The sequence below is a fragment of the Rahnella sp. WP5 genome, assembly GCF_000745615.1.
In the GTDB taxonomy this organism is placed as follows: Bacteria; Pseudomonadota; Gammaproteobacteria; order Enterobacterales; family Enterobacteriaceae; genus Rahnella; species Rahnella aceris.
In genome coordinates, this window is sequence record NZ_KN050720.1 from 491,032 (window position 1) to 517,986 (window position 26,955).

Genomic DNA, 26,955 nt, shown 5'->3' on the forward strand with positions numbered 1-26,955 from the left:
ACTTTTTGGAAAGTGAATGCATTCACCGGGGTTGTGAAAATTGTAAGAAACATCGTTTTCATTGATGAAATGAACGTTTCCCATCGAAATGATAACTCCCACCTATTTGCCTCTGATCAATATAGGGTTTATTTCTAATCGGTAGAGTTAATTTGACTTAAGTGAGGTTAAAGGACCCCCCCCAACGTTTTTACTTACATACACACGCAATTACCAGAAGGAATTTTTATGACCAAGAAAGGTTTAACCACCGCCGCTGGCGCGCCAGTCGTCGATAATAACAACGTGATTACCGCTGGCCGCCGTGGTCCGTTGCTTTTGCAGGATGTCTGGTTTCTTGAGAAATTAGCGCATTTCGACCGCGAAGTGATCCCGGAGCGTCGTATGCACGCTAAAGGCTCCGGCGCTTATGGTACTTTCACCGTGACGCACGATATTACCGCCTTCACCCGCGCGAAGATCTTCTCCGCAATCGGCAAACAAACTGACATGTTTATCCGTTTCTCGACGGTTGCCGGTGAACGCGGTGCAGCGGATGCCGAACGTGATATTCGCGGTTTCTCGATGAAGTTCTACACCGAAGAAGGAAACTGGGATTTAGTCGGCAATAATACGCCGGTGTTTTATCTGCGTGACCCGCTGAAATTCCCGGATCTGAACCACGTCGTCAAACGTGACCCGCGCACTAACCTGCGTAATCCGGCCTACAAATGGGACTTCTTCTCTCATCTTCCGGAAGCCCTGCATCAGCTGACCATTGATGTCAGCGACCGTGGTCTGCCAACGTCTTACCGTCATATCCACGGTTTCGGCAGCCATACCTTCAGCTTTATCAATACTGAAAATGAACGCTTCTGGGTGAAATTCCACTTCCGCTGCCAGCAGGGTATTGAAAACCTGATGGACGATGAAGCCGAAAAACTGGTGGGCACCGACCGCGAGAGTTCGCAGCGTGATTTGTATGAAGCGATTGAACGCGGCGATTTCCCGCGCTGGAAACTGTTTGTGCAAATCATGCCGGAAGCGGACGCGGCAAAACTGCCGTACAACCCGTTTGACCTGACCAAAGTCTGGCTGCACAGCGATTATCCGCTGATTGAAGTGGGTGAATTCGAACTGAACCGCAATCCGGAAAACTACTTTGCCGAAGTAGAACAAGTCGCCATGAGCCCGGCCAATGTAGTACCTGGCATCGGTTTCTCACCTGACCGTATGCTGCAGGGGCGTCTGTTCTCTTACGGCGATGCGCACCGTTACCGTCTGGGCGTAAATCATCATCAGATCCCGGTCAACGCGCCAAAATGCCCGTTCCATAATTATCACCGTGACGGCGCAATGCGTGTGGACGGTAACAGCGGCAACGGTGTGACTTACGAACCCAACAGCGCGGGCTTGTTCCAGCAACAGCCCGATTTCAGCGAACCGCCACTGAGTATTGAAGGCGCGGCAGACCACTGGAATCACCGGGAAGATGATGATTACTTCACTCAGCCACGATTGCTATTCAACCTGCTGTCTGAGGCTGAGCATCAGCGTATGTTTGCACGCATTGCCGGTGAGCTGAAACATGCTTCGCCGGAAACACAGGCACGCCAACTGGCACTGTTCTATAAAGTCGATCCGGCTTATGGCGCAGGGGTTGAGAAAGCACTGAAAGACTGACTTTTTACCATCAGAAATCATAAAGGCCGCATTATGCGGCCTTTATTGTTTATTCCGGGCTATTGTTTTACGAAAGCATTTCTACCCATTGCCGGACGCTCGCCCGCGAGATTTTAATCCCCCCCTGCGACAAAGCCCCGGGCAGCGGATGATAGGCCACCGGCAACTGGAAACGCGGGATCTTATCGCTCAGCCAGCGATTGAGTTCCTCATACACCAGCCCGGCTTGTGCTTCGAGCACGGCGACCGGACGCTGACCAAATTGCTCATCTTCCACCGGAACCACAAATGCCTGCGAAACCTGCGGGTGGCTGACCAGTACTCTCTCGATATCTTCAGGTTGGATCCCTTCTCCGCCGCTGAAAAACAAATTATCCATCCGCCCGGCCACCTGCAGTTCATCGTCAATCCACGTGCCACGGTCGCGGGTATGCAACCACCCTTGCGCATCAGTCACCGGTGATAGCTGACCGTTTTTCCAGTAACCACTGGCCATACTGTCGGTACGGATCAGGATCTCCTGGTCAACGATTTTGACTTCCTTCCCCGCCAATACCTGACCGACACCGGCGCTGCCATCGGCTCGTTTCGCCGTCACAGTGGACGCAGTTTCCGTCAGCCCATATCCGCACCAGCAGCGTATTCCTGCTCTTTCTGCCTGTTCAGTCAGCGCCAGAGGAATTTGCGCCCCACCAAGCAAAACGTCTGTCAGCTTTTCAGGCACCGGCGTGCCTTGCAGCAGACGCCAGAGTTGCGTCGGTACCAGCGAAGCGTGGCTGCATTCTGCCAGCGCTGCATCGAGCGGTTGGTCTTCGGACAGCATCAGCGTAGCGCCAGCCAGCAGCCAGCGCCAGACGATGCCTTGCCCGGAAACATGAAACAGTGGCAGAGAAAGTAACCAGCTATCATTACGGGTGAAAGGGATCAGGTTCAACACACCCGCAGCACTTGCAAGATGGGCGGCAACCGTATGTGCTGCGGCTTTCGGTAAACCGCTGGAACCCGATGTCAGCGTCAGTGTGGCAATACGCTGCGGTTGCCATCCGGCAGAACTGAGCCAACAGGCATTCTGCATGGTCAGTGCGGGAATATTCAGCGGCAGTTCCGGCTCCGCCAGATCCAGTACAAAAGCGATATCGAGTTGCGAAAGCAGTTCATCACATAATGCCCAAGGCAGTTGCGGATTAAGCGGTAACAGGCGCGCGCCGGTTTGTAATAACGCCAGATAGCTGAGTACGGCATCAAGGGTGTTTTTACTGCGCAAAACCACACCCGCGCCTTCGCCCACACCCTGCGCAATAAAACCGGCTGCCAGCGTGTCGATGCGGTGCTGTAAATCACGCCAGCACCAGGTGATATCTCCCGCTTTCAGCGCTACGGCAAAAGGTGAAAGGTTTGCCCTTTCGCGCCATGGCCAGTCGTTGATCATTTGCTCTGCCACACAATCTCCAGATCAGACACATCCGTTAGCGGTAATTCAGAGCCCGGCCAGCGACGGATCAGCTGCGTCCGCATGAGATCCAGCGTATCCAGCCCCGGAATGGCGTCCGGCGTCAGCCATTGGGCAATGCGCGCCAGTTGTGTCAGCCCGAGACTCGACTCGATGGAGGAACTGATCACAGCTTCCAGCCCTGCGGCATGTGCCTGCGCGATCAGCTGACGGCAACGCATCAGACTGCCGGTCAGCGTGGGTTTGATGATGATCGCCGCCAGCCCGGGCTCGGCCTTCACGGTAAAACCGGTTTCGCGCACGCTTTCATCCCAGGCGATCGCAATACCGGTCAGACGGGCGAAATCGCGGGACTGCTCGCGGGTCAGGCACGGTTCTTCGATAAACGCGATGCGTGAACGCAGTTCGGGCGCCACATGACGGGCAAACCCTTCGGCTTTGACCGGCGTCCAGCTGCGGTTGGCATCAAGGCGCAAATGCAGTTCCGGCAAGGCTTCCAGCAACATACTGACATTCAGACCATCGCCGACGGATTCGTACAATCCCACTTTCACCTTAGCCACTTTCCTGCCGCGAAAATCGCCCGGCAGCGCACCCAGACGCGCATAAAGCTCATTCGGATCGCCATGACACAGCGGCGCACAGCGCGTGCTCAGCACTTCGGGCAATTCGCCGCGTAATTCGGCGTCCGCACAACTCAGCCCGAAAGCCACCGAAGGTAAAGCACTGAACGCAGAGGCAACGGCAGCCAGCGAGGCTCCCTGCACCCACTGGCTCAGGCCATGCTGAACGGCATCCTGCGCCTGAGACACATCTTCCACACTAAAACCGGGCAGCGGCGCAACCTCGCCCCAACCCGTTGCTTCGTCCTGCCACAGTGACACCAAAAAACCGTCGCGGGTTTTCAGGCGCTGATTGCGCAGCACCACCCCAGCCTCCATCGGCACGCTGTACCGGTACACCGTGGCGCGACGCATTATGGATTACGCTTAAATTTGCTGAAGTCCGGCTGGCGTTTTTCATTAAACGCGTTGCGACCTTCCTGACCTTCATCGGTCATGTAGAACAACATTGTGGCGTTCCCCGCCAGTTCCTGAAGCCCTGCCTGACCGTCGCAATCGGCGTTCAGTGCGGCTTTCAGGCAACGCAGTGCCATCGGACTGTTTTCCAGCATTTCACGACACCAGCGCACGGTTTCTTTTTCCAGATCAGCCAGAGGAACTACGGTGTTGACCAGCCCCATATCCAGCGCCGCTTTGGCATCGTACTGACGGCACAGGAACCAGATTTCACGGGCCTTTTTCTGACCGACGATACGCGCCATATAGGATGCGCCCCAGCCGCCGTCGAAAGAACCAACTTTCGGGCCGGTCTGCCCGAAGATGGCGTTATCTGCCGCAATGGTCAGGTCACACATCATATGCAGAACATGACCGCCGCCAATGGAATAACCAGCAACCATCGCCACGACTGGTTTCGGACAGGTACGGATCTGGCGCTGGAAATCCAGCACGTTGAGATGATGCACACCGCTGTCATCCTGATAACCACCGTAATCGCCACGCACTTTCTGATCGCCGCCCGCACAGAAGGCTTTTTCGCCTTCACCGGTCAGCACGATCACGCCGATGCCTTCGTCGTTACGGGCATCGTCGAGTGCGCGGATCATTTCTTTGACGGTCAGCGGACGAAACGCATTGCGAACCTGCGGACGGTTGATGGTGATTTTAGCGATGCCGTCGGTAGATTTGTGGTAACGAATATCTTCAAACTCGCCGGTACAATCACGCCATTCGACTGGCGCGTACAGTTCTTTTTCATCAGGATAAATCATGTTCAACTTCCTTTAAGACAGGTGAAGTAATAAATGCCAGCGCCTGACGGGCAAACTCCGCCGGGTTATCACGGTGGGCGTTATGCCCGGCATTAGCGACAGTGCGTAGCCCGAAACCGGATTGCTGCGCAAGATGAATAAATTTGGCGTCCTGACTGCCACACAACCACACAACCGGCAGGGAAAGCCGCAGCAATTGTGCGCGTAAATCAGGCTGTACCGAAAGCGACGTGGCCGCCAGCATGGCAGAGACAGTGTGCGGGTTGTTGTTCTCACGCAGCACGATCATTTGCTGGCGTTGCGCATCGGTCAGGCTGGAAAACACCGGCTGGCGATACCAGCTTTCCAGCGCCTGTTTCCACGGTACTTGCAAAAAGCGAGCCGCCCATTGTTGATCATGATGGCGGCGTTGTGCGCGTTCAGCCTGACAGGTCAGCCCCGGATGTGCGCCTTCCACCAGCAGCCCCTGCAATCCACTACGATCACCCTGACAAGCGTGATACAGACTGATGCGCCCCCCCAGCGAGTAGCCGATCAGCCAGTACGCAGTGACGTTGTTTTCGTGCAAGGTATCGGTTAACAGCTGGCTGACATCCGCAAATCCGGCAGCGGTCAGCGACGCGGAACGACCATGTCCCGGTAAATCCACAAACAGACAAGGCCAGCCTTCAAGCGCAGGAAGTAAGGGTTGCCAGTCATCTGCACTGCCCAGCAGGCCGTGGAGAAACACCAGCCACGGACGATCTTTAACCTCTGGGTTGAGTGTGTGACAGGCCAGCGTCATGATGCGCTCATCTCCTTCACCAGCGAACGCAGGCATTCTGCCCCTTCTGTCTCACTGACTTTCAACTCGATCAGTTTCACGCCACCATGCTGCCAGCATTGTCTGACGGCATGATGAAGCTCAGACAACGATGCCGGACAGGCATAATCCAGACCAAACATCGCTGCCGCATGGCTGAAGCTGACGTTCTGCGGCATGCAGTAAAAACGCTGCCGCTCGGCTTCGGGCGTTGGCAACAACGAGAAAATTTGTCCACCATTGTTATTCACCACAATAATCACCGTCGGCGCGGAACACTGACGCATCAGCGCCAGCGCGTTTAAATCATAAAGTGCAGAGATATCACCCAGCAGCACCAGCGTCGGTTTGCAGGTCGCACGCTGCACACCTGCGGCGGTGGACAGCAGCCCGTCAATACCGCTTGCCCCGCGATTGGCGAAAACAGGATAACCGGCGGGGAGTTGGGCAAAGGCATCCACCAGACGAACAATCAGACTGTTGCCGAGAAATAACTGGCCGTGCTCAGGTAATAAAGCCGGAAGCTGCCACGCTGCGGCGGCCTCGCCAAATACACCGTCGAGACGGATTTCAACCGCATGTAACGCCCGCTGCGAGCAATGCTCAAGGGCTTCTGCCCAGTCAGGCTGAGGCTGTGCCGGGTGAGCCTGTAACCATTCACTGACGCGGGCCTGTAGACGACGACCGCGATGCTGCGCCGGATCCTGACGGCCTGACAGCGGGTCAACCAGCCAGTATTCATCGGGTTGACAGGTCGCCTGCCATTGCAGCAGGCGCTTACCGGTCAGACCGCCACCGAACTGGATAACCAACTGGACGTGCGCCAGTATCGCCTGCGCCTGCGGCGATGCCAGCCACAAATCTGCGCAGGGAAGCGGATTGCCGGTTGATGCCTGCACATCACTGATCAACGGCCAGCCCAGTTGCGCCGCCCACTGTGCCACCTGTTCACTTTCGCAGGCAGAAAGACGGCCAGCGATAATGACACCGCGCTTTTGCCGCCAGGAAAACCAGTCCGGCTGCGCGATTGCAGGCAAAACCTGAGAATAACTCAGCCACGGCTGATGCCCCTGCCACCAGTCGCCCAGCGCCAGCAACCAGTCCTGATGCTCGCCGTTGTCCTCGCCATACAACGGTTCGGCGAACGGACAGTTAATGTGCACGGCACCGTGCGTCTGCTGCGCCAGCGTATTATCCAGCGCAGAAACCAGCCAGCGCGCACTGATTTCAGGCGCCGGACGCGGTAAATCCAGCGTCCCGACGGGGTGACTGGCAAACATGCCGGTCTGGCGGATAGCCTGATTCGCACCGCAATCGATGAGTTCCGGCGGACGATCAGCCGTGAGCAACACCAGCTTTTCGCCGGTCAGCCCGGCTTCGATCAGCGCCGGATATAAATTTGCCACCGCCGTGCCGGAGGTGACGATGATCGCCACCCGCTGCCCGCTGGCTTTTGCCAGCCCGAGAGCCAGATGGCCAAGGCCGCGTTCATCAAAATGGGTGTGGCAGATAAGGTGCGGATGCGCGGCGGCGGCAAGGGTCAGCGGTGTAGAGCGGGAACCGGGCGCGATGCACACATGCTGCACCTGATGTCGGGTTAACGCTTCGAGGATAAGCGTCGCCCAGCGGCGGTTAAAGACGGCAACAGACATGTTCAATTCACTCCGGCAAGGGGTTATCCGGCCTGAACGGCAGGCGTGTAATGCTCTTCCAACAAAGTGCGTAAACCAGCGGCTTTGTTTTCGATTTCCTGCCATTCCTGTGCAGCGTCAGAACCGGCGACAATCCCCGCGCCTGCGTAGAGTTCAAGATGATGTCCTTTCACCGTCGCCGAACGTAACGCGACGGTAAATTCACTTTGTTCAGCGCTGAGATACCCGGCGGAACCGGCATACCACTCGCGGTCAAAAGGCTCAAATTCGGCGATAAATTCACGCGCGGCCTGACGGGGTAATCCGGCCACTGCCGCGGTCGGTTGCAGACGTTGCAGACAAGCAGCGTCATCGGGGTCGGTCAGCTCACCGTGAATATTGCGGCGTAAATGCTGCACCTTGCGCAGACGTAAAATCTCCGCTGGCGTCACATCCAGCGAATGCGCCCCGCCCTGTAAGCGCTGGCAGATATCGTCGACGACCAGTAAATTTTCGCGTTGGTTTTTGCCATCGCTGAGCAGCCAGTCCCCCAGCGCCCGCGCTTCCCGGTCATCGGGATGATTGGCCACGGTTCCCGCCAGCGCTTCGGTATAGAGTTCGGTGTGATCACGCAGGAATAAACGTTCCGGGCTGGAGCCCAGAAACGCCTGTTGCGGGGTAAAAGCCAGCATGAAATGGTAACAGTGATGATTAACGTCGCGGCTGGCGGCAAGAAATGCGCAGGCATTCAGCGGCTGGCTGAGCGTTAAGGTGGTTTTTCGCGCCAGCACCACTTTGTCGAACTGATGCTGCTCAATACCCGACAGCGCGCGGTCTATCAACTGTTTCCACTGAGGCTCGTCCGGTAAATGATGATGTTGCAATACACGGGAAGCGATCGACGGTAAGGCGCGGCTGACGACCAGTGAACGTAAAAATAAGCGGGTGCGGCGTGCCTCATCGCGTAAAGAATGTGGGCTGAAAACGGTACACCGCAGCCAGTAACTGTTTCCCTGACGGCAAAGTTCGATGCGCGGAAGAAACAGTGCGTTGGCAGCTATTGCAGCTCCGTCAGCCCCGTTAAACGCATTCAACCCCCAGATATGCAAATCGGGTTCATCCTGGTGCTCGCGGATGAACGCCTGTGCCCGGGCGGTATCGCAAAATGAGTAGGCATCACCACAAACAGCGGCTTCTTCATTGCCATCACGATGTTGCCAGTAGAATTTCGGGTAGCAGGGTTGCGCAGACAACCATTCCAGCAGGCCGGTGTCAGGCTGTTTTTGCAGGGAATAACTGAACTGCCGGATCCCCGCTGCATCAGGCCATTCGCCTGCCAGCGTCGTATCAAGCTGCTCAATGATTGCTGATATTTGTTTCACCGCTACCTCAGGCCATACCGGATGTTTAGTGACGGGCAGAAATACCCTTCTGGATCAAAAAACGGGTTGGATCAATTACGGATGAATTATGCGGCGATACGAAAAATGAAAATATGCGACAGATCAAGCTGAAGTGAGTGCCATTAGCTAAGAAGGAGTATAGGCAGGGAGAAAGGAGTAAGCAAACCGGGAGAAACAAAACAGGAGCAGCACACGCTGCCCCTGTTCAGTCAGATTAGCGACGCAGAAGCAGGCCGACAACCAGACCTACGGCAGCACCGACACCCACACCATGCCATGGGTTTTCATGCACATAGTCGTCAGTTCTTTCCGCTACCAGACGGGCTTTCTTGCAGTAAGAGCGTGCAGCCGGGTCAATACGTGATTTGATGTCTTTCAGCGCATTTTCTGCGCGTGCTTTGACCTGAATGTACTTCTCATCCGCTTTGTCACCAGAGGACTTCAGTACTTCTTCCAGCGTTTCAGTCAGCATGCGTAAATCGTCGTCCAGCGAATTTTGCTGTGTCTCAAATTGGTCAGCCATGGTTATCTCCTTATGATGTGTTCGTGTAAAAGCATAGACTGCTTTTAACCCTAGCGTATATCAGGAGTAATTGCCTGAAGGATCCGCCCTAAACTGCAGAAAAACCGAGGAATTAAGAACCTTCTGACCCTTTCGTTTCAGTGAAAACCGCCCCTTTCCTGGCGTCGCTTTGCTGCTTTTCACGCTGTTTTGCCAGCCATAATCCGCTGTTTTTCATTGCATAACCGAATACCAGCCCGACCATCAAAGATACCACCACCTGACGCCAGTCACCTTGTGCGGCGAAGGTCGCGCAGGCACCAATAAAGGTACCCGGTACAAAGGCCAGCCACTGCTGACGCGCCTGAATACACATCAGGAATGCGACGATGCCGGTCAGCAGATAACCAAGAATGCTCCATTCCGGACGCATTGCGCTTCCCGCGATGATCACGACAGCCCAGAATACACCGCTGAGACAGGTCAGCGTGCTGATCAGCAATCCGCGTAATCCGCCCTGCGGACACGCAAAATATGCCGTGCATCCAAGAAAACCCGCCCAGCTTATCAGGCCAAAGCTAATCGCAACCCAGCCCCAGATGCCGGAGAGGATACCGGTGGTAATGGCGATCATCACTAAAACATTCATGGTGTGAACCTGTACTAATCTGAACAAGCGCGCAGTGTACGCATTGGCAGGAATAATGAAATGGGAGAGATCACAAAACCAATGTAATAATTTATTGAACGTACATATAAATGTGATTCATATCACATAAAACAATCAATACGATTAAAAAAGCCGCTCATGTGAGCGGCTTCGTCATGACTTAATGTTTTCTTAAAGCAGCGGTTGCGCCATCTGTACCAGCGAAATCAGCGGTTGTGGGAAGATACCCAGCAACAGCACCAGAATCGCGGAAATCAGTACCACCACACCACCCGCCGTGAGTGCCCAGTTGTTTGGCGTATCACGAACCAGCGTTTCCGGTGCGCTCAGATACAGGCTCACGGTGACACGCAGATAGTAGTAGAGACCAATCGCAGAACCGACAACCACAGCACCGGTCAGCCACCACAAATGCGCGGTCACACCGGTCGCAATCACGTAGAACTTACCGATAAAGCCGAGCGTCATCGGAATACCGGCCAGTGACAGCATCATCACGGTCATCACCGCAGACAGAATTGGCTTATGCCAGAACAGACCACGATAAGAGAACAGTGATTCAGCATCCGGCCCTTTGTACGGGCTGGACATCAGACTGACCACACCGAAAGCGCCGAGGCTACTGAACAGATAACCCGCCAGATATACGCCCACAGTTTCCATCGACAACTGGTGCGTTTGTACCGCAATCAGTGCCACCAGCAGATAACCCAGGTGCGCGATGGAGGAATAACCGAGCAGACGTTTGATGTTGCTCTGACTGATGGCCATCAGGTTACCCACCAGAATCGAGCAGAAGGCAATAATGCCCAGCACGATGCGGATGGATTCGCTGTCAGCTACCGGCGCATACAGGAACAAACGCATGACCACAGCAAAGATCGCGATCTTGCTGGCGGTTGCCAGGAAAGTCGAGACCGGTGCAGGTGCGCCCTGATACACATCTGGCGTCCACAGGTGGAACGGAACCAGCGACAGCTTGAAGCCCAGCCCCACAATCATCATGCCCAGACCGGCCATCAGCAGCGGCTGGTGCAGCATCACGCCGTCGCCCAGGTTTTTGCCCAGTGACGCAAAGGACAAATCACCGGACTGTGCGTACAGCAGCGCCATACCAAACAGCAGGAAGGATGATGCGGCAGCCGACAGCAGCATGTATTTGATGGCAGCTTCCAGCGAGCGTTTCTGGCGGTAGGCGTAACCAATCAGGCCGAACAATGGCAGGGAAATCAGTTCGATCCCGAGGAACATTGACGCCAGATGGTTAGAGCATGCCAGCAGAATGCCGCCCATCGCCGCAATGAGAACTAACAGATAGAACTCTTCGCGGTTGTCCGGATAACCGGCCAGCCAAGGGTAAGCAAACGTGCTGGTAGCCAGGCTCGCCAGCAGCACCAGCCCGATGTAGAACATCGAGTAGCCGTCAACGCGCAGCAGCGGTGTGACGTCCTGCGGGCCGACCTGCCCGACGTAGTAAAGGGAAAGTAAGGCAACGTTCAGCCCGATGACTGTCAGTGTGGCATTAAGAAAATGGTCGCGTCGCCACGCAATGGACAGCATCACCACCACCACCGTCAATCCGACGATCATCAGCGGTAATAGTGCGATCAGATTTTGAAGTGTAAATGTCATGGCGAGTTACGGCCTTGTCGTTGAAATAGTGGAAACTGAAGACCCGAACCAGTGCTGAATGTTGCTCATCGCAGCACTTGAAGTATCCAGAATTGGCTGCGGGTAGAAGCCCAGCGCCACCAGCAATACAACAAGTAACAAGATGATCGACAGTTCGCGTGAGGTCATGCCCGGCAGCGGTTCGTCAGATTTTGCTTTGCCATAGTAAGCGCGCTGCATCATCACCAGTGAGTAAACCGAAGCGAACACCAGACCAAAGGTTGAGATGACAGTGATCACCGGCACAACCGGGTAGCTGCCGAACAGGATCTGGAATTCACCGACGAAGTTACCTGTACCCGGCATCCCCAAAGTAGCGACGGCGAAGAACAGCGACAACGCTGGCAGGTATTTAATCCGGCCCCACAATCCGCCCATCTGGCGCATATCACGGGTATGCAGACGTTCGTATAGCTGACCACAGATGATGAACATACCGGCTGCGGACAGACCGTGTGCAATCATCTGGATAACCGCGCCCTGGTACGCCAGCTGGCTGCCGGTGTAGATGGCAATCAGTACGAAGCCCATGTGCGAAACGGAGGTGTACGCAATCAGACGTTTAATATCGGTCTGGCAGAACGCCATCCACGCACCGTAGAAGATACCAATGACACCCAGCCACATGGCAATCGGTGCGAACTGGTGAGACGCTTCCGGGAACAGAGGCAGACAGAAACGCAACATCCCGTAGGCCGCGGTTTTCAGCAAGATACCGGCTAAGTCAACGGAACCTGCGGTCGGTGCCTGACTGTGTGCATCCGGCAACCAGCCGTGCAATGGCACAACCGGCATTTTCACCGCAAAGGCGATGAAGAAGCCAAGCATCAGCAGATATTCAACACCGTGCGACATTGGCGTTTTCAGCAGGTCGGCATAGTTGAATGTCCATACGCCAGTGGCATTGTAGTGCACAAACACCAGGCCGAGGATAGCAATCAACATCACCAGTCCGCTGGACTGTGTATAGATGAAGAATTTGGTTGCTGCGCTGATACGCGTTTTACCGTCTGACGCTTTGTGACCCCACAAGGCAATCAGGAAGTACATCGGCACCAGCATCATTTCCCAGAAGAAGAAGAACAGGAACATGTCGATGGCAAGGAACACACCGATGACGCCGCCGAGGATCCACAGCAAGTTCAGGTGGAAGAATCCCTGATACTTCTGGATTTCACGCCAGGAACAGAGGATCGCCAGAACACCCAGCAGACCGGTCAGCACCACCATCAGCAGGGACAAACCGTCCAGTGCCAGATGGAAGCTGATGCCAAAACGTGGGATCCATGGCAATGAAAACTCGGATTGCCACTGTGGAATACCCGCAGGCGTCGTTAATGAATATCCTCCCTGCAACCACAATTGCACGGAAAGAGCCAGCGTCAGCCCCATCGCAATCAACGCGATCCAGCGCGGTACTTTGCTCCCAAAGCGCTCAGTCTGCCAGCACAGCAGCCCGCCGATAAAGGGGATAAATATTAGCCAAGGTAATAGCATGGCGTGTCGTTCCCTTCTTTTATGCCCGAAGGCTATTTCACTTGCTGGCCAGTTACGGGAACAAGCCAGCATTGATAACTACACGTGTAATGCAGGCTTAAATCACCAGCAGCAGCGTCAGAACAACGACTGCACCGAGCCCCATTGACGCGACGTACCAACGTACCTGACCGTTTTCGCTGAGAGTCAGACCACGGTTACCCAGACGGGCAAACAGCGCAGGCAGATTCATCATTGAGTTCAGCGGATCACGTTGCAGGAGTTTCGCAACCAGCAGATAAGGTTTGACGAAAATCATGTCGTACAGCCAGTCGAAGCCCCAGGCATGGAACCACCAGGTCGTGAAGAAACGTCCCGGTGCGCTTTTCGCAATACTGTTGACCAGCGAGCGTTTACCCAGATACAGGGCCGCCGCCAGCAGAATGCCAGCAATTGCAATCACGCCTGATGTGATTTCCAGCGTCAGCACGCTGCCGTGCGCCAGCTCAGTGGTATCCGGCAGTACGCCTTTCAGTGGCGGAACAATCATTGCGCCAATGAAGGTGGACAGAACCAGTAACACCAGCAGCGGCAGGTGGTGAGTGATGCCTTTACCCGCATGGGCTTTAATTTTTTCTTCGCCGTGGAAGACGATGAAGATCATGCGGAAGGTGTACAGCGAGGTCATAAACGCACCGACCAGACCGGCAACCATCAGATTCAGGTGGCCGTTAGCCAGCGCACCCGCGAGGATTTCGTCTTTACTGAAGAAGCCCGCAGTGATGATTGGCAAGGCGGACAGCGCCGCGCCACCGACCAGGAAGCAGAGATAGACAAGAGGAATGGATTTACGTAATCCACCCATTTTGAAGATGTTCTGCTCGTGGTGGCAGGCCAAAATGACCGAACCGGAAGAAAGGAACAACAGTGCTTTGAAGAACGCATGCGTCATCAGGTGGAAGATAGCGGCATCCCACGCCTGAACACCCAGCGCCAGGAACATGTAACCAATCTGGCTCATGGTCGAGTACGCGAGAACACGTTTGATATCAGTTTGCACCAGCGCGGCAAAGCCCGCCAGCACCAGCGTGACCGCACCAATAATACCCACCAGATGCAGAATTTCCGGCGCCATCAGGAACAGGCCGTGCGTGCGGGCAATCAGATAAACACCGGCAGTCACCATGGTCGCGGCGTGGATTAGCGCGGAAACCGGCGTCGGACCGGCCATGGCGTCTGCCAGCCAGGTCTGAAGCGGAAGCTGTGCGGATTTACCCACTGCGCCACCCAGTAACATCAGGGTCGCCCAGGTGATCGCCGTATCGCCTACTGCCAGTTTCTGCGGTGCCAGGATCATCAGTTCACGGAAGTTCAGCGTACCCAGCTCGCGGTACAAGATGAACAGCGCGAAAGCCAGGAACACATCACCCACACGGGTCACGATGAACGCTTTCATCGCAGCCGCACCGTTCGCCGGATGGGTGTAGTAGAAACCGATCAACAGGTAACTGCACAGGCCCACACCTTCCCAACCGAGGTACATCAGCAACAGGTTGTCTGCCAGTACCAGAATCACCATGCTGGCGATAAACAGGTTGGTGTACGCGAAGAAGCGTGAATAGCCTTCTTCACCGCGCATGTACCAGGAAGCGAACATGTGGATGAAGAAACCGACACCGGTGACCACAGACAACATGGTCATCGACAAACCGTCGAGCGTGAGTGTGACGGGAATATTGAAATCCCCGACCTGCATCCAGTTCCACAAATGCTGGTTAAAGACTTCAACACCCGCCGCTTTCTGGCTAAGGAAATTGATACCCACATAAATAGTGGTCAGCGCTGCCAGACCAATCGACCCGACACCAATGGTAGCGGAGGTATTTTCAGACCAGCGACCGCGTGAAAAGGCCAGTAACAGGAAGCCAATCAGTGGGAACAGAATTGTTAAATAGAGTAAGTTCATCCGCGCATCTCACTGACAGTATCAATATTGAGAGTGTGGCGACGGCGATACAGTTGCAGCAACAACGCCAGACCAATACTGGCCTCCGCCGCAGCCAGGCTGATAGCCAGAATATACATCACCTGACCGTCCGCCTGACCCCAGTAGCTTCCCGCCACGATGAACGCCAGCGCTGCCGCGTTGATCATCACTTCGAGGCTGATCAGCATAAACAACAGGTTACGACGAACCAGCAGCCCGGTAAGCCCCAACACAAAGAGGATCGCGGCCAGAATAAGACCATGTTGTAGAGGGATCATGCTCTCTCCTCCGTTTTTCTTTTTGTTGCCATTTCGGTCGTCACCGGTGCGTCACCAAAGACTTCACCGGGTTTGTGCTCACGACCAATATGGAATGCCACGACCAGACCGGCCAGCAGCAACATTGATGCCAGTTCAACCGCCAGAACGTAAGGTCCGAACAGTGCGATACCGACGGCTTTCGCATCAACCATGTCACCTTTGATGCCGTGATCGTGTAACCCGAGGATTGACATGATCATCACCACCAGCAGGATGACAGACAGAACCGAAGGCCCGATCCAGGTGGCAGGTTTGAGCCATGCGCGTTCCTGCTCCTGGACGTTGCCAAGGTTGAGCATCATCACTACGAACACGAACAGCACCATAATGGCGCCGGCGTATACGATGATCTCCAGGGCACCGGCGAAATACGCACCGAGCGAGAAGAAGACCGCAGCGATCGCCAGTAAAGAGACGATCAAATACAGCAGTGCGTGTACCGGGTTGGTATGCGTGATCACACGCAATGTCGCCAACACGGCCACCAGGGCTGCAATATAAAATGCAAATTCCATGCTTGCGGCTCCTTAAGGCATCAGACCTTTGACGTTGATCGGTTTGGCTTCGTTTTCAGCTTCGCCTTTCGACTTGCCGTCAATCGCCATACCGGCCATCCGGTAGAAATTGTATTCCGGATATTTACCCGGCCCCGAAATCAACAGATCTTCTTTTTCATACACCAGATCCTGGCGTTTAAATTCGCCCAGCTCAAAGTCCGGCGTCAGCTGAATGGCTGTTGTCGGGCAAGCTTCTTCACACAGACCGCAGAAAATGCAGCGTGAGAAGTTGATGCGGAAGAATTCCGGATACCAGCGGCCATCTTTCATTTCTGCTTTTTGCAGAGAAATACAGCCTACCGGACAAGCTACTGCACACAGGTTACAAGCAACGCAGCGCTCTTCACCATCCGGATCGCGCGTCAGCACGATACGGCCACGGTAACGCGGAGGTGGATTGACCGGAACTTCAGGGTACATCTGGGTTTCGCGCTTGGCGAAGGCGTGCATGCCTATCATCCACAAGCTGCGAACCTGGGTACCGAACCCGACCACTATGTCTTTCAATGTCATGGTTACATCACCCCTTATTGCGCGTTGTACAAAATGACCGCAGCGGTCGCCAGCAGATTAAGTAATGTCAGTGGCAGGCAAACTTTCCAGCCAAATGACATCACCTGGTCGTAGCGGGGACGCGGCAAAGCAGCACGGATCAAAATGAACATCACCATGAAGAAAGCAGTTTTCAACGCAAACCAGATAAACGGCGGCAGGAACGGCCCCTGCCAGCCACCGAAGAACAAGGTGACGATCAGCGCAGAGACCGTCACGATACCGATGTATTCCCCCACGAAGAACAGACCGAATTTCATACCGGAATATTCAATGTGGTAACCATCGGCCAGTTCCTGCTCGGCTTCCGGCTGGTCAAACGGGTGACGGTGGCAAACAGCAACGCCGGCAATCGCAAAGGTCACGAAGCCAAAGAACTGCGGAATGATGTTCCACACATGCGCCTGAGAATTGACGATGTCTTGCAGATTGAAAGATCCCGCCTGCGCCACAACACCCATCAGCGATAAACCGAGGAATACTTCGTAGCTCAGCGTCTGAGCGGATGCACGCATCGCCCCCAACAGCGAGTATTTGTTGTTACTGGACCAGCCAGCGAACAACACCGCATAGACGGTCAGACCGGCCATCATCAGGAAGAACAAAATACCGATGTTCAGATCGGCGGCGAACCAGGTCGGGCTGACCGGAACAATCGCAAAGGAAATCAGCAGGGACGTAAACGCAATCATCGGTGCCAGCGTAAAGATGGCTTTGTCGGTGAATTTAGGTACCCAGTCTTCCTTAAAGAACATCTTGATCATGTCAGCGACCAGTTGCAGGGAACCGCCCCAGCCGACACGGTTTGGCCCGTAACGGTTCTGGAACAGGCCCAGCAAACGGCGCTCGCCGAAGCTCATGAAGGCCCCACAGGTCACCACAACCAGCAGGATCACCACCGCTTTCAGAATGGCGATCAACGAATCGATGACTACAGGTGTAAACCAGCTCATTGTGCTGCCTCCCGCAGATTTTCAACCGTTGCGCCAACCAGCACCGGAGGAATACCCGGTAAGCCCAGCGGCAGGCCAACCTGGCCCTGACTCAATGTTTCGCTCAGACGAACCGGCAATCTGAGGGTCTGACCGGCACAGATGAATTCCACCTGAGAACCTGCGTTCACCCCTAACTGCGCGGCATCTGCCGGGTTAACCATCACGTAGGCTTCTGGCATACGTTGCTGGATAACCTTCGAGCGCTGTGTCATTTCTTCGCTGCCGAACAGGTGATAGTAAGGCGCGACACGCCAGTTATCGCGCTGTGCAGTAAAGGCAGCCGGAATAGTGGTGAAGTAATCGAGTGTCCCCTCACCGGCTTCAATCAGACGCACACCCGGATCACCGTGGCGCAGACTGCCGCCAACTTCGCTCTGGAATTTGTTCCAGGCTTGCGGTGAGTTCCAGCCCGGCGCCCAGGCGAATGGCACCTGATTGCGGTTAGCTGTCGGGCTGTTGTTCCCTTCCATCGAGAAGGCAAACATGGTGTCTTTATCTTGTGGCTGACGCGGTTCATGCACGCTGATGTTCGCGCGCATGGCAGTACGACCACTTGAACGTGCCGGAGAACGAGCCAGTTTCTGACCCCGAATACGGAAGCTGGCGTTTGGCGCAGCTTCTACCATGCCTTTCAGCTGTGGCAGTGCTTCAACACAGGCTTCGATCACGTGATCCAACTGAGTCCAGTCAACATGACGGCTGTTGATGGTGGAATGCAGCGAGTGCATCCAGCGCCAGCTTTCCAGCATGGCAACCGTTGTGTCGTAGTAAGCCGGGTCGTAAACCTGGAAGAAGCGCTGTGCGCGACCTTCCTGATTCACCAGCGTACCGTCGCTTTCAGCAAAACTTGCTGCAGGCAGGATCAGGCTGGCTCTATCCATAATGCGCGTACGCTGATGGTCAACAACCAGCAGATTCTGCACCTTGGCTAATGCCGCATCCACTTTGGCTTCCGGCGCCTGACGGTAAAGGTCATTTTCCATCACGATGGCGCTGTCAGCATCACCACGGGTTAGCAACTCAAGCGCTTCATCCAGCGAACCGCCGCCAATCATCGAAAGACCGATGCTGTTGGCCGCAGAGGCCACGAACGTAATGCCGACATCGCTGCCTGCTACTTTCAGCGCTTTGGCGATATTGGCGGCCGCTTCGATGATGGCGTCAGAACCGGCGCTGGTGCCGGTAATGATCAGCGGCTTGCGCGCACCGCTCAGTGCCTGCACGATCACGTCGATTTTCTTGTTCAGGCCATCAGCCAGATCGCTGACCGCGGGCGCAGAATTATCCAGCGCATGGGCGATAGCAAAGCCGAAACGCGCCTGCTCATCGACCGGTGCACGGTAATTGTATGCCGCAATATCGTCGAGTTTGGTGTTATCCACGTTGGTGATAAACAACGGATGTTTGGCATGCTGACCGATATTCTGGACTGCCGCGATCTGCCAGTCGGCCACACGCTGTGCCGCCGCCATCGCGCGGGCTTTGCCTTTAACGGCCTGACGCACAGACAGTGCGATACGCGCGCCGGTCTGGGTTAAGTCTTCACCCAGCACAAGAACCGCATCGTACTCTTCGATTTCACGCAGCGCCGGTGTGTGAACACCGCTGTTGCGCAGAATGTTCAGCATCAGTTGCAGACGGCCCTGCTCTGCTGCGTTGATACCGGTATAGAAGTTTTCGGCACCGACCAGTTCACGCAAAGCAAAGTTGCTTTCAAGGCTGGCACGTGGAGAACCGATACCGATGGTTTTCTTCGCCTGACGGATAATATCTGCTGCGCCCTGCATCGCCTGTTCAGCGTTAAGTTCGATCCAGTCGTTACCACGCAGCTGCAATGGTTTCTTCGGACGATCTTTCAGGTTCACGTAGCCATAACCGAAACGACCGCGGTCGCACAGGAAGTAATGGTTTACGGTACCGTTATAACGGTTTTCGATACGACGCAATTCGCCGTAACGCTCACCCGGGCTGGTGTTACAACCAACAGAACATTGCTGACAGATGCTTGGCGCAAACTGCATGTCCCATTTACGGTTATAACGTTCAGAGTGCGTTTTATCGGTGAATACGCCGGTCGGACACACTTCGACCAGGTTACCGGAGAACTCGCTTTCCAGCGGACCATCTTCCGGACGGCCGAAATAGACGTTGTCGTGTGCGCCATAAACACCCAGATCGGTGCCGTCCGCGTAATCCTTGTAGTAACGGACACAGCGATAACAGGCGATACAGCGGTTCATTTCGTGTGAGATGAACGGGCCGAGATCCTGGTTGTTGTGGGTACGTTTGGTGAAGCGGTAACGGCGCATACTGTGGCCGGTCATGACTGTCATATCCTGCAGGTGACAGTTACCGCCTTCCTCACATACCGGACAATCGTGCGGGTGGTTGGTCATCAGCCATTCCACGACGCTTTCACGGAATTCTTTCGCTTCTCCGTCGTCGATGGAAATGAAGGTGCCATCAGACGCTGGTGTCATACATGACATCACCAGACGACCGCGCGTGTCTTCCGCATTTTGGTATTGCTTAACCGCACATTGGCGGCAAGCGCCGACGCTTCCCAGCGCCGGATGCCAGCAAAAATAAGGAATATCGAGGCCGAGAGAGAGGCAAGCCTGTAACAGGTTGTCCGCTCCGTCTACATCGTATTCTTTGCCGTCTACATGAATCGTAGCCATAGTCAGCATGCTTCCACGTGGCCCGCCTGACGGCGGGCGTTAATCAAAAATTCTTGCCGGGTTGGCGTATATCACTCGACAGCGCGTCCCTTGTTCCGGGAATTCGCGCACAGCGGGCTCACGTCCGCTGCCTGTTGCCCTCACTACCAACGCTCTTTCAGCAGATTGTTTGGCTGAATGCCTGCAATCGCACGCGCGTTGTTGTAATGCTGTTTGGCGATACCCGCCTCAAACTCTTCCCGGAAATATTTAATCGCACTCTGCAATGGCTCCACAGCACCCGGCGCGTGTGCGCAGAAGGTTTTGCCCGGGCCAAGCTGGCGGCAAAGCTGTTCGAGAGTTTCGATATCCCCTGGCTGGCCTTCACCACGTTCCAGCGCACGCAGGATCTTCACACTCCACGGCAAACCATCGCGGCACGGTGTACACCAGCCACAAGACTCACGGGCGAAGAATTCTTCCAGGTTACGCACCAGCGGAACCATGCCAATTTCATTGTCAACGGCCATCGCCAGTGCAGTCCCCAGACGACTACCAGCTTTACCAATACTGGCAAAGTCCATCGGCAAATCCAGATGTTCGGCGGTCAGGAAGTCTGTCCCCGCCCCGCCCGGCTGCCAGGCTTTGAATTTCAGGCCATCGCGCATGCCACCGGCATACTCTTCAAGAATTTCACGTGCGGTAGTCCCAAACGGCAGTTCCCAGACGCCCGGATTTTTTACCCGGCCGGAGAAACCCATCAGTTTGGTGCCAGCATCTTCGCTTTTGCCCGCAGAAATACCTTTGTACCAGTCCACACCGTGCTCAAGAATCGCTGGCACGTTGCACAGGGTTTCGACGTTGTTGACACACGTCGGTTTACCCCATGCACCGGCAGATGCCGGGAACGGTGGCTTGGAACGCGGGTTAGCACGGCGGCCTTCAAGGGAGTTGATCAGCGCGGTTTCTTCACCACAGATGTAACGCCCTGCCCCGGTGTGAACAATCAGTTCGAAATCAAACCCGGTGCCGAGGATATTTTTACCCAACAGACCTGCTTCAGTCGCTTCAGCAATCGCACGGCGCAGGTTCACCGCAGCTTCGATATATTCGCCACGCAGGAAAATGTAACCACGGTAAGATTTCAGCGCGAATGCGGAGATCAACATGCCTTCCACCAGCAGGTGCGGCATTTGTTCCATCAGCAATCGGTCTTTATACGTACCGGGTTCCATCTCATCGGCGTTACACAGCAGATAGCGGATATTCATGCTTTCGTCTTTCGGCATCAGGCTCCACTTCAGACCCGTGGAGAAACCTGCGCCACCGCGCCCTTTCAGGCCAGCGTCTTTTACCAGATTGACGATTTCTTCCTGGGCCATGCCTTTAAGGGCTTTTTCCGCACCGACGTAACCGTTTTTGCTGCGGTATTCGTCGATCCAGACAGGTTGTTTGTCGTCACGCATACGCCAGGTCAGCGGATGCATCTCCGGTGTGCGTTCAATGTGTCTTGGGGTATATGTCATGCGTAGCGCTCCAGTAGCGAGCCGATCGCTTCCGGCGTCAGATGGCTGTGCGTGTCCTCATCAATCATCATTGACGGGCCTTTGTCACAGTTACCGAGGCAGCAGGTCGGCAGCAGGGTGAAGCGCCCGTCTTCGGTCGTCTCACCCGGCTTGATGTGCAACTGTTGTTCCAGCGCGGCCTGGATCCCCTGATAACCGGTGATGTGGCACACCACGCTGTCACAGTAACGGATCACATGGCGGCCGACCGGCTGACGGAAGATCTGGCTGTAGAATGTCGCCACACCTTCGACGTCGCTGGCAGGAATGCCCAGAACATCGGAGATCGCGTAGATAGCACCGTCCGGCACCCAACCACGCGCTTTCTGCACGATTTTCAACGCTTCGATAGAAGCCGCGCGGGCATCCTCGTAGTGATGTTTTTCGTGCTCAATCGCTTCACGTTCAGCGTCACTCAGCACAAACACCGGCGGCGCAACAGGCTCGCTGATATTGATGTACTGAACTTCAGAGTCTTTATTGATATCTGTCATCGTTAGCGGTCCACATCTGACATTACAAAGTCGATACTGCCCAGATACACGATCAGGTCGGATACCAGGCTGCCACGGATTACGGACGGGATCTGCTGCAAATGCGGGAAGCTTGGTGTACGGACACGGGTACGGTAGCTCATGGTGCTGCCGTCACTGGTCAGGTAGTAGCTGTTGATCCCTTTCGTTGCTTCAACCATCTGGAAAGATTCTTGCGCAGGCATGACCGGCCCCCACGACACTTGCAGGAAGTGCGTGATCAGGGTCTCGATGTGTTGCAATGTGCGCTCTTTCGGTGGCGGCGTGGTCAGTGGGTGATCCGCCTTGAACGGGCCTTCCGGCATATTTTTGTAACACTGTTCCAGAATACGCAGGCTCTGACGCAGTTCTTCTACTTTGAGCATGACGCGGGAATAACAGTCACTGACGCCATCACCGGTCGGCACTTCAAAGTCAAAGTTTTCGTAGCCAGAGTATGGACGCCATTTACGCACATCGAACGGGATCCCCGTGGCACGCAGGCCAGCACCGGTGGTGCCCCAGGCCAGAGCGTCGTCTGCGTTGTAAGCAGCCACGCCTTTGGAACGGCCAATCAGAATGGTGTTTTTCAGCGCCGCTTTGACATAGGAGTCCAGACGAGCTGGCATCCAGTCAAGGAACTCACGCAGGAGACGCTCCCAGCCTTTCGGCAGATCATGCGCTACGCCACCAATACGGAACCAGGCCGGGTGCATACGGAAACCGGTAATCGCTTCCACCAGATCGTAGATTTTCTGACGATCGGTAAAGGCGAAGAACACCGGAGTCATCGCGCCCACGTCCTGAATAAACGTAGAGATGTACAGCAGATGGCTGTTGATACGGAACAATTCGGACAGCATGACGCGAATGGTGTTAACGCGATCCGGCGTTACGATACCGGCGAGTTTTTCAACAGCCAGCACGTATGGCATTTCGTTTACACAACCGCCGAGGTATTCGATACGGTCGGTGTAAGGAATGTAGCTGTGCCAGGACTGGCGCTCGCCCATTTTCTCAGCACCACGGTGGTGGTAACCGACGTCAGGCACGCAGTCGACAATCTCTTCGCCATCAAGCTGCAGAATGATACGGAATGCACCGTGGGCAGACGGATGGTTAGGACCGAGGTTGAGGAACATAAAGTCCTCATTTTCGGTGCCACGCTTCATGCCCCAGTCTTCAGGCTTGAAGGTCAGCGATTCCATCTCGAGTTCTTCTTTCTGCTTAGTCAGCTCGTAAGGATCGAACTCGGTGGCGCGCGCCGGATAGTCTTTACGCAGCGGATGTCCTTCCCAGGTCTGCGGCATCATAATGCGCGTCAGGTGCGGGTGACCGTCGAAGGTAATACCGAACATTTCCCATGTTTCGCGCTCGTACCAGTTAGCATTCGGGAACACTTTGGTGATCGTCGGAACATGAAGATCGTTTTCTGCCAATGCCACTTTGATCATGATGTCGCGGTTACGCTCGACGGAGATCAGGTGGTAGAAAACGGAAAAATCCGCGGCCGGTAAACCGTCGCGGTGTGTACGTAAACGCTCATCAAAGCCATGCAAATCGAAAAGCATGACATAAGGTTTTGGCTGTTTTCGTAAAAAGGTAATCGCTTCCAGTAACTGTTCACGCTTGAACCACACCACGGGAATTCCGGTGCGGGTTGCCTGAACAGTAAAGGCCTCTGGCCCAAAACGGTTACGCAATTCGCCAATAACCGGGTCATCGAGATGATCACGGGTATGCCATGCTGGCAGGGCGGAATCTTGCGTCGTCAAATCTGTCATATTTTTTTCACCACACTAAATGGTCATTTATGCCGTAAGGGGGATATTCATACACACCGCCCCTCAGGGTTGACTCTCAGACCGCAGTGTTAAATCTCGTCCGGCGAACGCAGATTTGTCACGGCAATACGCTCAGCACGTTTACGCTCTTTTTCAGACTGCATATTCGCGCGGTAAACACCCTGGTCGCCAACAACCCATGACAATGGGCGACGTTCTTTACCAATGGACTCCTGCAACAGCAGCAGAGCCTGCATATAGGCTTCCGGACGCGGCGGACATCCCGGGATGTACACGTCGACAGGCAGGAATTTATCCACGCCCTGCACCACAGAATAAATATCGTACATGCCGCCGGAGTTCGCACAGGCGCCCATCGAAATCACCCATTTCGGTTCCAGCATCTGATCGTATAAACGCTGAATAACCGGAGCCATTTTGGTGAAGCAGGTTCCCGCCACCACCATAAAGTCAGCCTGGCGTGGTGAAGCACGCAGAACTTCTGCACCAAAACGCGCAACGTCATGCACCGCAGTGAATGACGTCACCATTTCGACATAACAGCAGGAAAGGCCGAAGTTGTAGGGCCAAAGGGAGTTTTTACGACCCCAGTTCACCATTCCGTGAAGCGACTCCTGGAGATTTCCCATGAAGACGCTGCGTTTAACCTGTTCCTGAAGAGGATCGCCGACGACCTCCTGAGACTGCAGGGGGTAACGGTCGTTCTCACCGTCCGGGTCTATGCGGGTGAGCGTATAGTCCATCTTAATGCCTCGCTTTGACTGCTTACTGAGGGTGACTGTTGGTATTAATCGCCGGGCTTGGTTTAACAGGTCCTTTCGAACGTGTTGGTGTCCAGTCGAGTGCGCCAATTCGCACCAGATAGAACAAACCTGCCAGCAGTACCAAAATGAAAATGGTAGCTTCCACGAATCCGGTCCAGCCGCTTTCGCGAATAGACGTTGACCATGCATAGAGATACAGGGCTTCAACGTCGAAGATGACGAAGAACATGGCGACCAGATAGAACTTGGCGGAAAGACGTAGCCGGGCAGTGCCGACAGAGGCGATACCTGACTCAAAAGGCGTGTTTTTGTAGCGTGCTCTGGCTCTCCCGCCAAGGAACGCGGCGCCCAGTAACATCAGGCAGCAGAGGCCTACTGCAACGACAAGAAAAACGGCGAACGCCCAGTGTTGAGCGATGACTTCAGTGGCTGTTGACATACTCATTGCTTACTCATCAAAAGTGGCACTTTGGCATCTGCTCTGTAAGGTCGGCAGTTTGCGCACCACATCGATTCAAGGGAAGGATTAAAAACCACACAGTTCACGGCTCAACAAGGGATTAAGCCAGTGATTTGTTGTGGGCTTTTTACCCTTTTCTATAACCTTTTGTCAACTTTGACAAAAGTATCTCCACATTAGTTTACATGCTTATCATTTAATTAACATATCATGCGCCGGGACTTAAGCTAAATCGTGTCAGTTAAATTCTGTGATAAAGCATGGGCCTGTGACGGGAGTTATGACATCTTTCGAACTTTACTATTGTCGCAGGAATAGACAGCGCTTCCACTCTCTTAATGGGGTTATTTTTTTGATCCATGTCAGAGTTCTGTCAATTTTGATAGAAAAAAAGGCACACATTTAACAAGTTTTATTGATTTTCAAAAAACGACAAGCGATTTACGGAAAAATTTGATGCTTTTTTTTAACCTGAAAAAAGTCAGCATTTTACGCCATTTACTGTAGTCATTGGTGATAAGGATGGCAGTCATTACTGGGAAGAAGAAAGGCTAACGAACAAAAACAGAGGCTTTAGGAAGGATATTAAACAAAATCACTAAAAGAATGACTTTCCCGCCCCTTAATAGGTAGAAGCCTTTACCCCCGCCTCGTTAGACAGAGGCGGAAGGTAAAGCCGGGGGATTACCTTAACTTTCAGAGTCTGCCAGTAACTCATGATCGTCATCCACTACCGGACGAGGACCATAGGCACTGAGAGAATAGGGATCATTCCCTTGCTCAACTGCATTGAAGATCGCCATTGCAAGTTCATTTTCACAACGGGCATTTTTGTACAACACATACTGCGTATCCGGCAAACGTGGTAAACCGTCCTGTTCACCCAGAACACGCAGCTCCGGACTCATCATTTCGATGGGACGTGCCGTCACACCCAGCCCCGCACGCACTGCCGCACGAATTGCCGATAATGTCGACGCGACATAAGCAATACGCCACGGAATACCTGCCTGACTGAGGTGCTCTATCGCCATCATCCGGTAAGGGCTTGGCTCATCGAGCACTACCAGCGGAACACTGTCGCCGGAGGGATATGCAAAATCAGCCGAGCAATACCAGAGTGTTGGCGACGTGCGCAATACGATGTGCGGGTGATCAGTGTTTGTCATCGTGGTGATGGCCAAATCCACTTCTTCACTTTCGAGCATCGACAACATGAAAGGACTGCGCTTGACGCGGACATCAATAGACAACTTTGGATATACGGATGTCACGCGGCTGAGCAGGAAAGGTAAAATGGTGTCAGCAGTATCATCTGATGCACCAATTGTTATCCCACCTTGAACATTGCTGTACATCAAAGAGGTACAGGCTTCATCATTAAAACGAAGGATTTTGCGTGCGTATCCCAATAACTGAATACCGTGTTCAGTTAATAATTTATTGCGTCCATGTCTGGCAAACAGTTCTTTTCCAACGAGTTGTTCTAGACGTTGCATTTGTTGGCTTACCGCCGACTGAGTACGACACACCGCAGCAGCAGCCGCAGCGAACGTATTAAGATCAGCAACAGCTACAAATGTCCTCAACAGATCAAGATCGAGATTGAGGATTGGACGATTTGCAATTGTCATAGTTTTTCTTCACTTTATAGAATCTAATAACAAGCTACCCTGA

At 54.3% G+C, this 26,955-nt stretch carries 23 protein-coding genes; 1 reads left to right on the plus strand and 22 read right to left on the minus strand.

All coding sequences use genetic code 11. The features are described 5' to 3' along the window. Positions 1–228: 228 nt before the first annotated feature. Positions 229–1,662 (plus strand): catalase, encoded by a 1,434-nt coding sequence (locus EX31_RS19330; protein WP_013574609.1) that lies wholly within the window; start codon positions 229–231, stop codon positions 1,660–1,662. 67 nt (positions 1,663–1,729) lie between these two features. On the opposite strand, the gene menE is transcribed toward EX31_RS19330, so the two are convergent. The 22 genes from menE to lrhA all read right to left on the minus strand — a co-directional run bounded on the left by menE (position 1,730) and on the right by lrhA (position 26,912). Continuing rightward, positions 1,730–3,091, minus strand: a complete 1,362-nt coding sequence (menE, locus tag EX31_RS19335) for an o-succinylbenzoate--CoA ligase (protein ID WP_197060748.1) — start codon at positions 3,089–3,091, stop codon at positions 1,730–1,732. Then, entirely contained in the window at positions 3,088–4,089 is a 1,002-nt protein-coding gene (gene menC, locus EX31_RS19340) for an o-succinylbenzoate synthase (RefSeq protein WP_013574607.1), read from the minus strand. The genes menE and menC overlap by 4 nt, the downstream gene beginning before the upstream one ends. Further along, on the minus strand, positions 4,089–4,946 hold the full coding sequence (gene menB, locus EX31_RS19345; protein ID WP_037036189.1) for a 1,4-dihydroxy-2-naphthoyl-CoA synthase: 858 nt from the start codon (positions 4,944–4,946) through the stop codon (positions 4,089–4,091). Before menB ends, menC begins: the two co-directional genes overlap by 1 nt. Then, a complete protein-coding gene (gene menH / locus EX31_RS19350) occupies positions 4,933–5,730 on the minus strand; it encodes a 2-succinyl-6-hydroxy-2,4-cyclohexadiene-1-carboxylate synthase (RefSeq protein ID WP_013574605.1) in 798 nt (265 codons plus the stop codon). The genes menB and menH overlap by 14 nt, the downstream gene beginning before the upstream one ends. Further along, positions 5,727–7,400, minus strand: coding sequence for a 2-succinyl-5-enolpyruvyl-6-hydroxy-3-cyclohexene-1-carboxylic-acid synthase (gene menD, locus EX31_RS19355; RefSeq protein WP_037036192.1), 1,674 nt, complete (start codon positions 7,398–7,400; stop codon positions 5,727–5,729). The genes menH and menD overlap by 4 nt, the downstream gene beginning before the upstream one ends. Before the next feature lie 23 nt (positions 7,401–7,423). After that, positions 7,424–8,761, minus strand: coding sequence for an isochorismate synthase MenF (gene menF / locus EX31_RS19360; RefSeq protein WP_037036193.1), 1,338 nt, complete (start codon positions 8,759–8,761; stop codon positions 7,424–7,426). A gap of 235 nt (positions 8,762–8,996) precedes the next feature. Further along, a complete protein-coding gene (gene elaB / locus EX31_RS19365; protein ID WP_013574602.1) occupies positions 8,997–9,305 on the minus strand; it encodes a stress response protein ElaB in 309 nt (102 codons plus the stop codon). 112 nt (positions 9,306–9,417) lie between these two features. Further along, positions 9,418–9,933, minus strand: a complete 516-nt coding sequence (locus EX31_RS19370; RefSeq protein WP_037036195.1) for a DUF1097 domain-containing protein — start codon at positions 9,931–9,933, stop codon at positions 9,418–9,420. Positions 9,934–10,125: 192 nt separating this feature from the next. After that, positions 10,126–11,586: an NADH-quinone oxidoreductase subunit NuoN gene (gene nuoN / locus EX31_RS19375; protein ID WP_013574600.1), complete on the minus strand. Its 1,461-nt coding sequence runs from the start codon at positions 11,584–11,586 to the stop codon at positions 10,126–10,128. A 6-nt stretch (positions 11,587–11,592) separates the two neighbouring features. Then, a complete protein-coding gene (nuoM, locus tag EX31_RS19380) occupies positions 11,593–13,122 on the minus strand; it encodes an NADH-quinone oxidoreductase subunit M (protein ID WP_013574599.1) in 1,530 nt (509 codons plus the stop codon). A gap of 97 nt (positions 13,123–13,219) precedes the next feature. Next, positions 13,220–15,067 carry an NADH-quinone oxidoreductase subunit L gene (gene nuoL / locus EX31_RS19385; RefSeq protein ID WP_013574598.1) on the minus strand — a complete coding sequence of 616 codons (1,848 nt, stop codon included), beginning with the start codon at positions 15,065–15,067 and terminating at the stop codon, positions 13,220–13,222. Continuing rightward, a complete protein-coding gene (nuoK, locus tag EX31_RS19390) occupies positions 15,064–15,366 on the minus strand; it encodes an NADH-quinone oxidoreductase subunit NuoK (protein WP_004936014.1) in 303 nt (100 codons plus the stop codon). The genes nuoL and nuoK overlap by 4 nt, the downstream gene beginning before the upstream one ends. Then, positions 15,363–15,923, minus strand: a complete 561-nt coding sequence (gene nuoJ, locus EX31_RS19395; protein ID WP_013574597.1) for an NADH-quinone oxidoreductase subunit J — start codon at positions 15,921–15,923, stop codon at positions 15,363–15,365. The genes nuoK and nuoJ overlap by 4 nt, the downstream gene beginning before the upstream one ends. 12 nt (positions 15,924–15,935) lie before the next feature. Beyond that, positions 15,936–16,478: an NADH-quinone oxidoreductase subunit NuoI gene (gene nuoI, locus EX31_RS19400; protein WP_013574596.1), complete on the minus strand. Its 543-nt coding sequence runs from the start codon at positions 16,476–16,478 to the stop codon at positions 15,936–15,938. Between the two features lie 14 nt (positions 16,479–16,492). Continuing rightward, entirely contained in the window at positions 16,493–17,470 is a 978-nt protein-coding gene (gene nuoH, locus EX31_RS19405; RefSeq protein ID WP_013574595.1) for an NADH-quinone oxidoreductase subunit NuoH, read from the minus strand. Continuing rightward, positions 17,467–20,193 carry an NADH-quinone oxidoreductase subunit NuoG gene (nuoG, locus tag EX31_RS19410; protein WP_037036585.1) on the minus strand — a complete coding sequence of 909 codons (2,727 nt, stop codon included), beginning with the start codon at positions 20,191–20,193 and terminating at the stop codon, positions 17,467–17,469. Before nuoG ends, nuoH begins: the two co-directional genes overlap by 4 nt. Positions 20,194–20,336: 143 nt before the next feature. Further along, positions 20,337–21,698 (minus strand): NADH-quinone oxidoreductase subunit NuoF, encoded by a 1,362-nt coding sequence (nuoF, locus tag EX31_RS19415; protein WP_037036198.1) that lies wholly within the window; start codon positions 21,696–21,698, stop codon positions 20,337–20,339. Continuing rightward, a complete protein-coding gene (gene nuoE / locus EX31_RS19420; protein WP_231576087.1) occupies positions 21,695–22,231 on the minus strand; it encodes an NADH-quinone oxidoreductase subunit NuoE in 537 nt (178 codons plus the stop codon). Before nuoE ends, nuoF begins: the two co-directional genes overlap by 4 nt. Positions 22,232–22,233: 2 nt before the next feature. Further along, complete coding sequence (gene nuoC / locus EX31_RS19425) at positions 22,234–24,033, minus strand: NADH-quinone oxidoreductase subunit C/D (protein ID WP_037036199.1); 1,800 nt, start codon at positions 24,031–24,033, stop codon at positions 22,234–22,236. A gap of 89 nt (positions 24,034–24,122) precedes the next feature. Then, on the minus strand, positions 24,123–24,797 hold the full coding sequence (locus EX31_RS19430; RefSeq protein WP_013574590.1) for a NuoB/complex I 20 kDa subunit family protein: 675 nt from the start codon (positions 24,795–24,797) through the stop codon (positions 24,123–24,125). Between the two features lie 22 nt (positions 24,798–24,819). Then, a complete protein-coding gene (locus EX31_RS19435; protein WP_013574589.1) occupies positions 24,820–25,263 on the minus strand; it encodes an NADH-quinone oxidoreductase subunit A in 444 nt (147 codons plus the stop codon). A 704-nt stretch (positions 25,264–25,967) separates the two neighbouring features. Further along, the gene (lrhA, locus tag EX31_RS19440; protein ID WP_013574588.1) at positions 25,968–26,912 is read right to left on the minus strand and encodes a transcriptional regulator LrhA; all 945 of its coding nucleotides are present in this window, start codon (positions 26,910–26,912) and stop codon (positions 25,968–25,970) included. Between the last annotated feature and the right edge of the window lie 43 nt (positions 26,913–26,955).